Genomic DNA, 13,748 nt, shown 5'->3' on the forward strand with positions numbered 1-13,748 from the left:
GGTTACAGCCGCACCACCTGCCCACTGTTCATCGACGCCAGCGCGGCGTCAGCCAGCCGCAGCGCCTGCAAACCGTCTTCGCCGCCAGGGGAGATGGCTTTGCCACTCTTCAGGTGCTCAATCAGGCTGGCGAACTCCAGACGATAGGCATCGGCATAGCGTTGCAGGAAGAAATACATCGGTTTCTGCGCCACCACGCCGCCAATGTCGGATTTTACCAGGCTGCTTTCCGGCAGGTTATTCACTGCCAGCATCCCCTCGCTGCCGTGCACTTCAATGCGCTGATCGTAACCGTAGGTGGCGCGGCGGCTGTTGGTGATCACCGCCATTTTGCCGCTGGCACAGGTCAGCGTGACGACGGCAGTATCAATATCGCCCAGCGCCTTAATGGCGGGATCGACCAGCGAACAGGCGCTGGCATAGACGCTCACCGGCTCTTCCTGCAGCAGCCAGCGCGCCATATCAAAATCGTGGATGGTCATGTCGCGGAACAGGCCGCCAGAGGTTTTCAGGTATTCCGCCGGTGGCGCACCGGGGTCGCGCGAGATAATGGTGACGATTTCGGTATTGCCAATCTCGCCTGCGGCCAGGCTTTGCTGAAGCTGCGCCATGCTCGGGTCGAAGCGGCGGTTAAAGCCGACCATCAGGGTCACGCCACACTCTTTGACCGTGGCCAGGCAGCGCTCGACGCGCTCTAAACTCAGATCCACCGGCTTTTCACAGAAGATGGCTTTGCCCGCTTTGGCCGAGGCTTCAATCAGGTCGGCATGGGTGATGGTGGCGCTGCAGATGGTGACCAGGTTGATGCTGCTGTCATCCAGCGCCTGCCCGGCGCTCACCACCGTCGCCCCGTATTTATCTGCCAGCGCCTGTGCGGCAGGAGGATACACGTCGATCACATACTGTAAGCGACAATCTGGGTGTGCCGCGATATTGGCCGCGTGGATTTGACCGATACGACCGGCACCGAACAGGGCAACGTTATACATACAGTGATTCCTTAGCTGAGGGAGAGAAAGGGTTGGTGCATGAGTGATCGTTTTTGGCCGAAATAAAGTCAACGCAAAGGCCAAACGGCATCATCAAAAAATGCGTTAAATCACATATTTAAATGAGGTGAAGTCCATCATTTTTCAGCAAACAGACTGGAATCATTGGCTTAGCCTCACTGGCTGAATGCGGGCTTTGCACTATGATGAAAAACACCTCATGCGCAAGGAAAGGGATGCAGGCATGCCTGACAAAAACAGCTGGAAAGGACCGACCATCGCCGAAATCGCTAAAGAGGCCGGGATCAGTATGGCCACCGTCGATCGGGTGCTGAACGGGCGCGCGGGCGTGCGTGACGTCACGCGAAAAAAGGTCAAACTGGCGATACAGCGACTGGGCGGCAACTGGGATGAGAGCGGCGTTGCCGGGCAGCAGCGGCGCATCGCCTTTATCTGCGAGTCCGGCACCAGTTTTATCAGCCTGGTGGAGCAGGAAGCCCGGCGCTATATCGCGGCTCATCCGGAAATCGCCTTCAGTTTTGACAGCGTGGCGAATGTGCAGGTGAACACCGAGCGCTTCAGCCAGCTGATCGCCCGCCGTGCCGCAGAATCGGAAGCGGTGTTACTGGTCTGCCGCGACGACGTTAAAATCAACCGCGCGGTGCGCGAGGCGATTGATAACGGCGTGCATGTGATCTGCCTGACCAGCGATCTGCCCAATTCGCGGCGCACCGCCTATGTCGGCCTGGATCAGATCAGCACCGGCTCCACCGCGGGCTGGCTGATGGGCCGGATGCTGCCGAAACAGCCCGGCAATATTTTGCTGATTTTCAGCTCGACCTACCGCACCCAGGAAGAGCGGGAAGTGGGGTTTCGCCGGGCGCTGCGGATGGAGTTTCCGCATCTGACGGTCGTGGAAAGGGTGAATACCAACGATGAATCGGAAAGCTCGTATCAAAGCGTGAAAAAGTTTCTCGCAGACAACCCGCCGATGGCCGGCATTTATAATATGGCCGGCGGTAATCGCGGCGTCGCTCGTGCCCTGACGGAAAAGGGGCTGGCTAACGAGGTGGTGTTTATCGGCCATGAGCTGAGTGACTATACCCGCAGCCTGCTGGAAACCGGGGAAATGGACATTGTGCTGGGCCATGATATTCAACGGGAAATTGAGCTGGGTATCGAGGTTATCGACCGTTTGCGCACCGGGGAGAGTATTCACAGCATAAACACCCCTTTGCTGATTTATACCAAGTACGCGCATTTTTAAGCCGTTGCGGCGTTAAATACAGCAGGACATACGCGTTGCGCCGTTGCTATGCTGCGACCAGCCTCCAAAATCCAGGACATCCGCACCATGAAGATGAGTGATATTCCGTTTGGCACCACGGCCTGGTCTGCACTGGCCACCACTGAACACCCTGGCGAAACCGGCAAAGCGCTGTGGCGCACCCAGCATTTCGGCGACGTTCGCGTCAGAATGGTCGAATATACCGCCGGATACCTGGCGGATCACTGGTGCTCCAAAGGGCATATTCTGCTGTGTCTTTCCGGCGAGCTGCATACCGAACTCGACGATGGTCGGGTCTTCACCCTGACGGCGGGGATGAGTTATCAGGTCGCCGATGATGCCGAAGCGCATCGCTCCTGGACCCACACCGGCGCGCAGCTGTTTATTGTCGACTAGACGCTAAATAACGGGCCAGACCCGCGTCTGGCCCCGCAACCTCAGTCGTTAAAATAGATCTGCTTCAGTGCCACTTCCACACCGCGCACTTCCGCTAACCCCTTCAGACGACCGATGGCCGAATAGCCCGGATTGGTCTTCTTGTGCAGGTCATCCAGCATCTGGTGACCGTGGTCGGGACGCATCGGGATCCCGCGCGTGTTGCCCTGCTGACGGCGACGCTGCTCTTCCGCCAGAATCACCTTCACCACGCCAACCATATCCACATCACCGCCAAGATGAGCCGCCTCGTGGAAGCTTTTCGGGTTGTCTTCGCGCAACGTCGAACGTAAATGGGCGAAGTGAATGCGGTCGGAGAAGGTTTCCGCCATCTTCACTAAATCGTTATCTTCCCGCACGCCGTAGGAGCCGGTGCAGAAGGTGAACCCGTTATGCACGCTGTCCACAGTCTCTTTCAGCCACTGCATATCTTCCAGCGTGGAGACAATGCGCGGCAGGCCGAGGATTGGGCGCGGAGGATCGTCCGGATGCACCGCCAGCACGATGCCGGACGCTTCCGCCACCGGCACGATGGCCTGCAGAAACGCCGCCATATGTCTACGCAGACCGGCTTTATCAATGCCGTCGTACTGCGAAAGCTGCGCCTGGAACTGCTCCAGCGTGTAGCCTTCTTCCGCGCCGGGCAGCCCGGCAATAATGTTGCGGGTCAGGGTCTCGATGGCGTCCGGCGTCATGGCATTGAAGTAGTCAGCGGCGGCTTTTTGCTCCTGCGCGTCGTAATCCTGGCTGGCGTTCGGCCGCTGTAAAATATGCAGTTCGAAGGCGGCAAAGGCGATATGGTCGAAGCGCAGCGCTTTGGCGCCATCCGGCAGGGTCCAGGCCAGATCGGTACGCGTCCAGTCGAGGACCGGCATAAAGTTGTAGCAGACGGTATCAATGCCGCAGCGACCAAGATTGCGGATCGACTGCTGATAGTTGGCGATGTAATGCTGATAATCACCACGCTGGGTTTTGATCGACTCATGGATGGGTATGCTTTCCACCACCGACCACACCAGCCCTTTTTCAGCCAGCAGTGCCTGGCGAGCCTGAATCTCTTCTACCGGCCAGACCTCGCCATTCGGAATGTGATGCAGGGCGGTGACGATGCCGGTTGCTCCCGCCTGGCGGGCATCGTCCAGCGAAACGGGATCGTTTGGGCCATACCAGCGCCATGTGTGTTCCATGCAGAGCTCCTTAAATACGCAGGAAAAAACCGGTTCCGGCCCAGTGGTCAGGCCGCTGGACCAAGGATAAAACGCAACGGCGGTGGAGTGCCGTGATCCGGATCGCAGGTTTGGCCGTCGGCCACGGTCAAAAAGCCCGATGGCTTATGCTAAGCTGCCTGCCAGATGGCCCGGCAGGAGCGCGGATAATGGAATTACCTACCTTAAAACCTGAACGACTTTACCGGCAGATTTCCTCGCTGCTGATTGGCTGCATCCGCAAAGGGCAATTTGCGCCGGGTGCGATGCTGCCGCCAGAGCGTGAGCTGGCAAAGCAGCTGGGCGTCAGCCGCTCATCGATCCGCGAAGCGTTAATTGCGCTGGAAATTACCGGCTGGGTGGAAATCCGGACCGGCAATGGCGTATTTGTCAGCAGCCTGCTGCCAAAAACCGATGCGCCGCTGGTGGAGGATGAATTCAGCCTGAAAGCGCTGATTAACGCCCGGTTGCTGTACGAAGGCATGACCGCCGAGCTGGCGGCGCGCAATGGCACGGATGACCAGCGCGCCGAGCTGAAGGAAGTGACTCAGGACCTGATCCAGCTGCACGTCAATGACGAGAAGTTCCTGCATGAAGACAAGCGCTTTCATCTGCTGATCGCCGCGATGACCGGCAACGAAGTGTTGGCCGAGATGATGGAATACCTGTGGAATAAGCGCAAAAGCAGCCGTTTTCTGCGGCTGGAGAGTCACTACGCTGAAAGCGACTTCCCGCGCGAGATGAATCAGGATCACGCCAATATCAGCCAGGCGATCGTTGAACGCGATCCTGAGCGAGCCAGAGCGTGCATGGAGCGGCATATCCAGCACGTCTACGATCGGCTTTTTAGCGGACAGTAATCAGGTGGGTGGCGGGTTCAGCCGCCACCGTTGAGGCCGGAACGCCGCTTATTCGCTCGCCGACTTTCTTCGGGTCAGCGCCTTTTTCTCTTTCGGTCTGCCATTCCCCAGCAGGATCGCCAGCTTGTTGCCGCCCGGCGTGGTTTCCATCAGGATTTTACACACGCTGGTCAGCGGCACGGAAAGCAGCATACCCACCGGCCCCAGCAGCCAGCCCCAGAAAATCAACGACAGAAACACCACCAGGCTGGAGAGTCCCAGCCCTTTGCCCATCACGCGCGGCTCCAGCATATTGCCAAATACCATATGAATCACGGTGAACAGCACCGCGACCATCGCGGCATCAAACACCGTATTCAGCAGCAGTGCCTGGATTAGCGGCGGAATGCCGGCAATGATTGGGCCGATATTGGGAATAAAGTTCAGCACAAAGGCGACGACGCCCCACAGCAGTGAAAACTTCACCCCCAGCAGAAACAGCGACAGCCAGACGGCGGCCCCGGTAATCAGACTGATCAGCGTTTTCAGCGCCAGATAATGGGTGACGCCTTTCAGCGCCTTATGCAAACCGGCAATGCGGATTTTCGGGTTCACCAGCGCGAAACGAAGCTTGTAGGGCAGGTGATGCACCTCAAACAGCATAAACACCACGGTCATCAGCAGCAGCACCACATTGGTCATCGCCCCAGAGAACTGGCTCAGTACCGTGGTGGCGACGTTCATCAACGAATTCGGATCCAGCCGCTCGGCCATACGTTCGGTGGAGAGGTTGATATGGAAGGTGGCGGCAAAGTGCTGCACGATCCCCAGCTTATGCTCCATCTGCGCGCGGATTTGCGGGTAGATGTCGCTGAATTCATTGACCGATCCGGCCACCATCGCCACCAGCAGGCCAATAACAATCAGCACGCCCAGCATCACCAGGCTGATGGCCAGGCCCCGCCTGACGCCTTTGCGCATCAAATAGGTGACCAGCGGGTTCAACACAATGGCCAGAAACAGCGCCATTAAAAACGGCACCAGAATCTCTGATGCCGCTTTGATACCCGCCAAAATCACAATCAGCGTGGCCATTTTCAACAGCATATTCTGCCCGATCTTTTCCTGCTGCAGTTCGCTCATTCCCTCTCCAGTTCAACCTCAGATGCGTAAGTTTAACGCCTCTGAACAGTGCCAGGATGCTTTTAGGAAAGATCGGAGGCTTTTCCCTGTTTTTGCAGCAGCGCCAGCGCCGCCAGCATCAGCAGCAAACTCACCGTCATCGCAATACTGGCCATCGCCATTCCCTGACCGACCGAGCCCTGTTCAAACTGCCGCCAGATAAACACCGCCACCGTTTGCGTACCGGCGGGTGCCAGCAGCAGCGAGGTCACCAGCTCGCGGGAGGCGATAGCAAATACCATCAGCATCGCCGCCAGCAGGCTGGGAAACACCAGCGGCAGAATAATATGGCGTAGCGCCTGCAGCGAGCTGGCCCCGTGCACGCGGGCGGCGGGTTCCAGATTGCCGCCAATCTGTTTCAGCGCGCTGCCGACATAGCGCACCGGCCACGGCAGCAGAATGCAGCAGTACGACAGCAGTAAGATCGTCCAGCTGTTGTAAGGCGAAACCGGCCAGAACGATCGGTTCCACAGCAGGATTAACCCCACGCCGACCACCACGCCTGGGATGGCGGCAGGCAGCAACGACAGGGCATCGATTATTTTCGCGCCACGCATTTTGCCTTCCACCACCAGCCAGGCCGCCAGAAAACCCAGCACGCCGGTAATGGCAGCGGCACCCAGCGCCAGGGCCACGCTGGTGGAAAGGGCCGATAACGCTTCGCTTTGCTGCGCGAACAGCGCGACAAAATGGCGATCGGTGAGGTTAGCCAGGTGCAGCCCGCCGGACAGCGTCGACATCAGCGCGGTGAGGTAAAGCGAGCAGAGCGGCATCGCCACCACCACCACTGAAACCAGGGTAAACAGCGCCATCACCGGGATTTTCCACACACCCAGCAGAACCGGGCTGCTCTGCGCCGGTTTGCCGGTAATGCTGGTCACTTCTTTATTGCCGGTCAGCTGCTTTTGCAGCGCAAAGGCCGCAAGGGCAATCAGCACCAGCATCACGGAAAGCAACGAGGCACCGGGCAGGTCGATCGGCCAGTCCGCCAGCCGCTGTTCAATGCCGACGGTCAGCATCACCACACCCGCACGCGGGCCAAGTGCCGCCGGTACGCCGAACTCCTCAATCGCCAGGGTGAAGGCCAGCAGCACACCCGCCGCCAGCGCGGGCAGCGCCATTGGCAGTGAAACGTGCCAGAACGCCCGCCAGGCGGAAGCGCCATGCACCCGGGCCACCGTGGCCAGCCGCTGACCGCTCGCCAGCATGCTGCGCGACACGGCAAAGTACACCACCGGGAAAATGTTCAGCGTCATGATCAGCATGATGCCGGTCTGGCTGAACAGCAGAGTGTTGAGGTTCGGCCCGCCCAGCTGCATCAGGTAGCCATTTTGTTGCAGCGCCAGCATCCAGCTGAGCGCGGCGATATAGGGCGGGGTCAGGAACGGGATCAGCATCAGCACATCCCAAACGCGGGCCAGCGGCAGATGAAACAGGCCGCGCAGGGTGCCCAACGGGATCCCCAGCAGCGCGCTGAACAGCGCCACGCCAACGCCGGTTTTCAGCGTGCCCACCAGCAGCGTCGGCAGTTCTGGATCCCTTAGCAGCGCCGGGATAGTCGAAAACGCCCCGGCCAGCGATCCTTCGCTTAGCGCCGGGAACAGCGCCTGCAGCAGAATAAACAGCAGCGGCAGCGCCACCAATACCATCAAAAGTGCCACGGTCAGCAGGGGCATCAGGCGCAGTTTCACAGGCAGAATTCCAGGGCGTCGCGTCGCGTTATGGTGCTGCAAATAATTTACCAAAGCGCTGAAGAACCGCCGCGCGGTCACTCTTTACCTCGCTCTGCGCAGGCAGGATTTTCAGATCGCTGAGCAGCGGGCGTTTCGCGCCAATATCCGATCGCGCCGGCATCAACCATGCTGCAGCCACTAACCCCTGGCCTTCCGGTGACAGCACATAATCGATAAAGGCTTTGGCGTCGGCGGCGTGCTGCGTCGACTTAAGGATCATCATCGGGCGCGGGGCCACCACGGTGCCGCTTTCCGGGAAGATCACTTTGATCGCTTCGCCATCCTGAATGCTGCCGTACGAGACATAATCCACCGCGCCGAAGACGGCGGCTTTCGCACCCTGTAACACCGGCGTCAGCGCCTGCGCATTCGGGCCGCTGATCACCATGCCGTTGGCTTTCAGCTTATCGAACAGCTGCCAGGCACCGTCACCCATGCCGTTTTGCAGGCCGATTAACAGGTCCAGCGAGGCGCCAGACATCGACGGATCGGGGGTGGTCACCTTGTCCTTAAACGCAGGCGTGGTGAGGTCGGCCCACTCTTTCGGCTCCGGGGTGCCGCTTTTGGTGTTCCAGACGATGCCCAGTGCGGAAATACCCTGTGCCACATAGGCATCGCTCTTCAGCGCATCCGGCACCTTAGCCGCGTTGGCGCTCTGATACGGCAGCAGCCAGCCGCGATGCTGCAAATCTTCTGCCGTATCCCAGGAGGCGGAAATCAGCACGTCGGCCAGCGGATTGGCCTGTTCGGCTTCCAGACGGGCCATCACCTTGCCGGTGGTGGCCTGGAAAATATTCACTTTCACGCCGGTTTGCTTCTCGTAACCGGCGGCCAGTTTTTTGGCCAGCGAACCCGGTCCGGCGGTATACACCGTCAGCGCACTGGCGTCATTTATCATCATGGCGGAGGTGAAGATCATCGCGACGATGGCTCCTGTTTTTTTAGTCAAAATGGATTTCATGCTAATTCCCCAGAGAATGGCGTGACGGCCTGGATGGACGTCACCGAACCGTGTGACAGGTGAACAATGCGGCTGGCGAGCAGTTCGGCCTCGTTACGATCGTGGGTGACATACACTGCGGTGGTGCCGAGCTGGCTTAGCAGGCTGCTCATTTCACGGCATAAGGATTCACGCAGATCGCGGTCGAGGTTAGACAGCGGCTCATCAAACAACAGGATGCCGGGCTCGGCAATGATGGCGCGCGCCAGCGCCACGCGTTGTTGCTGGCCGCCTGACAGATCGGCAGGCCGGCGCAGGGCGAAGTTGGCCAGGCCAACGCGCTCAAGGGCAATCATGGTTTTCTTCAGCCGTTCGGCGGTCGCTACCTTGCGCATCAACAACGGGAAGCCGACGTTCTGCGCCACCGTCATATGCGGCCACAGCGCGTAGTCCTGAAACACCATGCCGATATCACGCTGTTCCGGGGGAAGCGCACTTCGCGGGCTGGCAATCAGCCGGTCACCAAAGTGGATTTCGCCCTGCTGCGGTTGCAAGAGACCGGCCAGCAGTTTCAGCAGCGTGCTTTTGCCACAGCCGGACGGGCCCAGCAGCGCCACGGTGGTGCCGGCTTCAACCGTCAGGTCGAGCTGTTGCAGGACGCGCTGATCGCCAAAGGCATATTGAATGCCCTTTAGCGCAATGCGGATCGGAGTGCGCGTCATAAGGCGGCCTCGGTAATGAACAGGCATAGCCCACAGACCGTCAGCGGTGACCGACGGTTCGCGCTCTCCTGGGGGAAAATCAGGGGAGCTGACATATTTTTTATCCTCTTTGGGACTTCATTAAGGCGGCAGTATAGGAGCGCTATGTGACGGATTTATGGCGGCAATTGTGACCATCATGTAAACGGGGGATGACAGGCAGGGGGGAAATCAAGGTATAGTGAACCCTCGTGTTGTTGTTAACAGAGTCCCGATCCCCATGCCTGATCAACCCGCGCTGGAGCCTGCTCAAAGCGGTTTACGCTTGAATCTGCGCATCATTTCCGTGGTGATTTTCAATTTTGCCAGCTACCTGACCATTGGCTTGCCGCTGGCGGTCCTGCCGGGCTACGTCCATGACGTGATGGGCTACAGCGCTTTCTGGGCGGGCCTGGTGGTCAGCCTGCAATACTTCGCCACCCTGCTCAGTCGTCCCCATGCCGGCCGCTATGCCGATCTGTGGGGGCCAAAAAAGGTGGTGGTGTTTGGCCTGTGCGGCGCGCTGCTGAGTGGCATCTGCTATGCGCTGGCGGCGGTGGAAAGCGCGCTGCCGGTGTTAAGCCTGGTGATGCTCTGCCTGGGGCGGGTGATCTTAGGCGTCGGGCAAAGCTTCGCCGGCACCGGCTCCACGCTGTGGGGCGTGGGCGTGGTGGGTTCGTTGCATATTGGTCGGGTTATTTCGTGGAACGGGATTTTCACCTACGGTGCCATGGCGATTGGCGCACCGCTCGGCGTGGGCATTTATCAGTGGGGCGGCCTGCTGCTGCTGGCGGGGATCATTATCGCAATCGCACTGATCGCCATTCTGTTTGCGCTTCCCAGACCGAACGTCACCAGCAGCAAAGGCAAGCCGCTGCCGTTCCGCGCCGTGCTGGGCAAAATCTGGGGATATGGCGTGATCCTGGCGATGGGCTCCGCCGGGTTTGGGGTCATCGCCACCTTTATCACCCTGTTTTATCAGGATAAGGGATGGGATGGCGCTGCCTGGGCGCTGACCCTGTTCAGCGGGGCATTTGTCGGTACGCGTCTGCTGTTTCCTAATGCCATTAACCGCCATGGCGGGCTGGCCGTCGCGCTGGTTTGCTTTGCGGTGGAAGCCGTGGGGCTGTTTCTGGTGTGGGGATCGGTCGACCCGTGGATGGCAAAGCTGGGCGCATTCTTCACCGGTGCCGGTTTCTCGCTGGTGTTCCCGGCCGTTGGCGTGGTGGCGGTGAAAGCCGTTCCGCCCCAAAATCAGGGCAGCGCGCTGGCCGCCTATACCACCTTTATGGATCTGTCGTTGGGCATTACCGGGCCGCTGGCCGGGTTTGCCATGAGCTATCTCGGCGTGCCGGTGATCTACCTGATCAGCGCGTTGCTGGTTTGCGTGGCCATGCTGCTGACGGTCAGACTGAAGCGGATGCTGAAGGGGCAAAAAGAGGCGCTGGTCGAGATGTCCTGAGCCCGGCTGGACGCCAGCGGGCACGCGGGTAACAGCAAAAAAATAGCGGCAGTTCGACAGCTGCCGCCAAAGTGACACAGATAAGGGTGGGGGCGTTTACCCCCGGAATTAATCCTGCAAGATTGCGATACTACGACGGATTTCACGCTCAATATCCGCCGCTTTCCAGCTGTCCATCACCGAGGAGAACGGCTCGAAAGCATAAATTCCCCGGTAGCCCAACTGCTCAAGACGCTGCACCTGAGCGGCAGTTTTCAGCACATCCCCTTCGGTCAGCATAATGCGCTCTTCATCGGTCAGTTCGCTGGTCGGGCGGCCATCTTCCACCCCAGACAGATGCACCAGGCCAATCGCGTTGATATCCACCCCGCTGGCAAACTCTTCTTCTGCCTTCTCATAAAGGAAATGGTGGAAGGTATCCAGCACCAAGCGGAACGGCACGTTGGCATCCCGGATCAACGCCTGCGCCTTTTGCGCCGAGCGCAGCGAACTCACCGGGAAGCCCAGCGGCTCAACCAGCCCTTCAATGCCATACTGAGCAAACAGCGGACCGAGTTTTTGCAGCGCCTCAAGCGTCTGCTGCTCGGAAACCGGCGTACCGTCGTTCAGCGGGCACAGCACCAGCGCTTTTGCGCCAACGCCCTGAGCATCTTTCAGTAAGCCTTCCGCTTTCGCCATCAACGCATCGTCAGCCTGGTTGAACGGGTAGACCGCATTGATGGTGACAATTTCCAGATCGTAACGCTGCGCCAGCGCTTTCACTTCGGCATGGCTCAGATTGTCGGTGACGCTCCCGCCACGCATATCGTTACGCAGTTCGACTTTATGCAGCCCAAGCTTATTCACCAGTTGGAAAAACTGTTCGATGCTGAGGCCGGGGGCAATCTTACGGTTAATACAGAAACGGGTAGGGTCAATCGCCATGGTACTGCTCCTGCAAGCAAGGTAGAGAGGATCAGAAGAGGCCCTTTTTTGTGCAGAAGGAGGATGGCCTCAGGTTATGGCCTATAAAAGAACATTTATTTCATGTTTGGTGAATTATGAAATTTAAATTTTTGGATCGCTCTCGCAAAATTTCGTTTTTTTCGACGTAAAGCCGCAACGAAAGGGAGGAAATGTGAGCCCTGTCGCAGGCGTAAATAGCAATTAATTGTCTGACGCTGACATGCCCATGAGCCGCGCCATTGTTAAGTTTCCGCTGGATTTCACTGACGGGCGGTAGCAATCGGCTCTGGCAACCGCTCAGCGGGTAAAAATGCGATCCAGGCCGCTAAAAATGAATTTTCTAAAGTGAAATATTTGAAAAATTTATTCCAATATAATACTGTCCATGCACGCATTCGGGATTTGTCCGGTCAGGTTGCCAGCGGCTAAACGCGGCAGCCCGCAGGGAATACTCACATCAAAGAGGCCAGAACATGACTATCGTAGGCAATTTTATTGGCGGAAAAACGTCTCAGAGCGCCAGCAATGAAACCATCCCAATTTACGATCCGGCTACCGGCAAACCGGTGCGCGAACTGACGCAAAGCACCGCCGATGAGGTGACTCACGCCATTGAAGTGGCGCATAACGCCTTTGAAGACTGGTCACGCACCTCGCCTCTGCGCCGTGCGCGCGTGATGTTTAACTTTAAAGCCCTGATGGAACAACACCGCGAAGAGCTGGCTGAGCTGATCGTCAGCGAACACGGTAAAGTCTGGTCAGATGCGCTGGGTGAACTGACGCGCGGTCTGGAAGTGGTCGAATTTGCCTGCGGTATCCCGCATCTGATTAAGGGCGAGAACTCTGCCGACGTGGCAACCGGCGTGGACAGCTACTCGCTGATGCAGCCGCTGGGCGTGGTGGCCGGGATTACCCCGTTCAACTTCCCGGCGATGGTGCCACTGTGGATGTTCCCCATCGCGCTGGCCTGCGGCAATACCTTCGTCCTCAAGCCACCGGCGCTGGATCCTTCTGCATCGGTGCGTATGGCAGAACTGCTGACCGAAGCCGGCCTGCCGGATGGCGTCTTTAACGTGGTCCACTGCTCGAATGAAGATGCTGAGCAGCTGTATAAAGATCCGCGCGTGCAGGCGGTGAGCTTCGTCGGTTCTTCCGGCGTGGCAGAACATATCTATAAAACCGCCAGTGCCCATGGCAAGCGTGTGCAGGCGTTTGGTGCGGCTAAAAACCACGCCATCGTGATGCCGGATGCCGACCTGGAAGCAACCGTAAATGCCATCATGGGCGGTGCTTTTGGTTCAGCGGGCGAACGCTGCATGGCGCTGCCGGTTGTGGTGGCGGTAGGTGATGACACCGCAGACAAACTGATTGCTGCGCTGACGCCGCTGGTGAAAGCCCTGCGCGTGGGCCCGGGCATTCACAAAGGCAGTGAAGAGAATGAGATGGGGCCGGTGGTTTCCGCTGCGCACCAGAAGAAAGTGCTGGGCTACATCGATAAAGGTGAGCAGGAAGGCGCGAAGCTGGTGGTCGACGGCCGCAACTTCCAGGTGGAAGGCTACAACGAAGGTTACTACGTGGGCGGTACGCTGTTCGACAACGTGACTTCCGATATGGTGATCTGGCGTGAAGAGATCTTCGGACCGGTGCTGAGCATCATGCGTGCGCCGGATTACGCCAGCGCGTTGAAGCTGGTTAACAGCCACGAGTTTGGTAACGGTAGCGCCATCTTCACCAGCAATGGCCACACCGGCCGTGACTTTGTGCGTGAAGTGCAGGCCGGTATGGTCGGCGTGAACGTGCCGGTGCCGGTACCGATGGCCTTCCACAGCTTTGGTGGCTGGAAGCGTTCGGTGTTTGGCGCGCTGAACGTGCATGGGCCAGACGGCGTGCGCTTCTACACCCGAATGAAAACGGCGACCGTGCGTTGGCCGAGCGGTCAGAAAACCGTTTCAGAGTTCAGCATGCCAACGCTGGGATAATTCATACATTC

The 13,748-nt window shown here is 58.6% G+C and carries 13 protein-coding genes; 5 read left to right on the forward strand and 8 right to left on the reverse strand.

The features are described from left to right. Positions 1–2 precede the first annotated feature (2 nt). Entirely contained in the window at positions 3–989 is a 987-nt protein-coding gene (iolG, locus tag ACXKZG_RS01375) for an inositol 2-dehydrogenase (RefSeq protein ID WP_488875597.1), read from the reverse strand. A gap of 244 nt (positions 990–1,233) precedes the next feature. On the opposite strand from iolG, the gene ACXKZG_RS01380 reads away from it, so the two are divergent. Together ACXKZG_RS01380 and ACXKZG_RS01385 are read left to right on the forward strand one after the other, a co-directional pair. Then, positions 1,234–2,256, forward strand: coding sequence for a LacI family DNA-binding transcriptional regulator (locus tag ACXKZG_RS01380; protein WP_134822944.1), 1,023 nt, complete (start codon positions 1,234–1,236; stop codon positions 2,254–2,256). 87 nt (positions 2,257–2,343) lie between these two features. Further along, entirely contained in the window at positions 2,344–2,673 is a 330-nt protein-coding gene (locus ACXKZG_RS01385; RefSeq protein ID WP_134822943.1) for a DHCW motif cupin fold protein, read from the forward strand. A gap of 41 nt (positions 2,674–2,714) precedes the next feature. Here the strand turns inward: ACXKZG_RS01385 and uxuA are convergent, their stop codons facing one another. Then, positions 2,715–3,899 (reverse strand): mannonate dehydratase, encoded by a 1,185-nt coding sequence (uxuA, locus tag ACXKZG_RS01390; protein WP_346596150.1) that lies wholly within the window; start codon positions 3,897–3,899, stop codon positions 2,715–2,717. A gap of 188 nt (positions 3,900–4,087) precedes the next feature. Between uxuA and ACXKZG_RS01395 the strand changes: the two genes are divergently transcribed. Next, the gene (locus tag ACXKZG_RS01395) at positions 4,088–4,777 is read left to right on the forward strand and encodes a FadR/GntR family transcriptional regulator (protein WP_134822941.1); all 690 of its coding nucleotides are present in this window, start codon (positions 4,088–4,090) and stop codon (positions 4,775–4,777) included. 48 nt (positions 4,778–4,825) lie between these two features. Here the strand turns inward: ACXKZG_RS01395 and ACXKZG_RS01400 are convergent, their stop codons facing one another. From ACXKZG_RS01400 to ACXKZG_RS01415, 4 genes are all read right to left on the reverse strand, one after another. Continuing rightward, positions 4,826–5,899 (reverse strand): AI-2E family transporter, encoded by a 1,074-nt coding sequence (locus ACXKZG_RS01400; RefSeq protein WP_013204278.1) that lies wholly within the window; start codon positions 5,897–5,899, stop codon positions 4,826–4,828. Between the two features lie 62 nt (positions 5,900–5,961). After that, entirely contained in the window at positions 5,962–7,614 is a 1,653-nt protein-coding gene (locus tag ACXKZG_RS01405) for an ABC transporter permease (protein ID WP_488876302.1), read from the reverse strand. Positions 7,615–7,657: 43 nt separating this feature from the next. Then, complete coding sequence (locus ACXKZG_RS01410) at positions 7,658–8,632, reverse strand: ABC transporter substrate-binding protein (protein ID WP_488875598.1); 975 nt, start codon at positions 8,630–8,632, stop codon at positions 7,658–7,660. Beyond that, positions 8,629–9,333: an ABC transporter ATP-binding protein gene (locus ACXKZG_RS01415; protein ID WP_346568111.1), complete on the reverse strand. Its 705-nt coding sequence runs from the start codon at positions 9,331–9,333 to the stop codon at positions 8,629–8,631. The genes ACXKZG_RS01410 and ACXKZG_RS01415 overlap by 4 nt, the downstream gene beginning before the upstream one ends. Positions 9,334–9,592: 259 nt before the next feature. Here ACXKZG_RS01415 and ACXKZG_RS01420 point away from each other — a divergent pair, with 259 nt between their 5' ends. Then, positions 9,593–10,813, forward strand: a complete 1,221-nt coding sequence (locus ACXKZG_RS01420; protein WP_013204274.1) for an MFS transporter — start codon at positions 9,593–9,595, stop codon at positions 10,811–10,813. A 108-nt stretch (positions 10,814–10,921) separates the two neighbouring features. On the opposite strand, the gene ACXKZG_RS01425 is transcribed toward ACXKZG_RS01420, so the two are convergent. Further along, positions 10,922–11,737 carry a TIM barrel protein gene (locus tag ACXKZG_RS01425; RefSeq protein WP_346600166.1) on the reverse strand — a complete coding sequence of 272 codons (816 nt, stop codon included), beginning with the start codon at positions 11,735–11,737 and terminating at the stop codon, positions 10,922–10,924. Positions 11,738–12,018: 281 nt separating this feature from the next. Beyond that, entirely contained in the window at positions 12,019–12,153 is a 135-nt protein-coding gene (locus ACXKZG_RS01430; RefSeq protein ID WP_488875599.1) for a hypothetical protein, read from the reverse strand. A gap of 78 nt (positions 12,154–12,231) precedes the next feature. On the opposite strand from ACXKZG_RS01430, the gene ACXKZG_RS01435 reads away from it, so the two are divergent. After that, positions 12,232–13,737, forward strand: coding sequence for a CoA-acylating methylmalonate-semialdehyde dehydrogenase (locus tag ACXKZG_RS01435; protein WP_151036374.1), 1,506 nt, complete (start codon positions 12,232–12,234; stop codon positions 13,735–13,737). Positions 13,738–13,748: the final 11 nt, after the last annotated feature.

This window comes from Erwinia sp. 2186 (assembly GCF_057812255.1).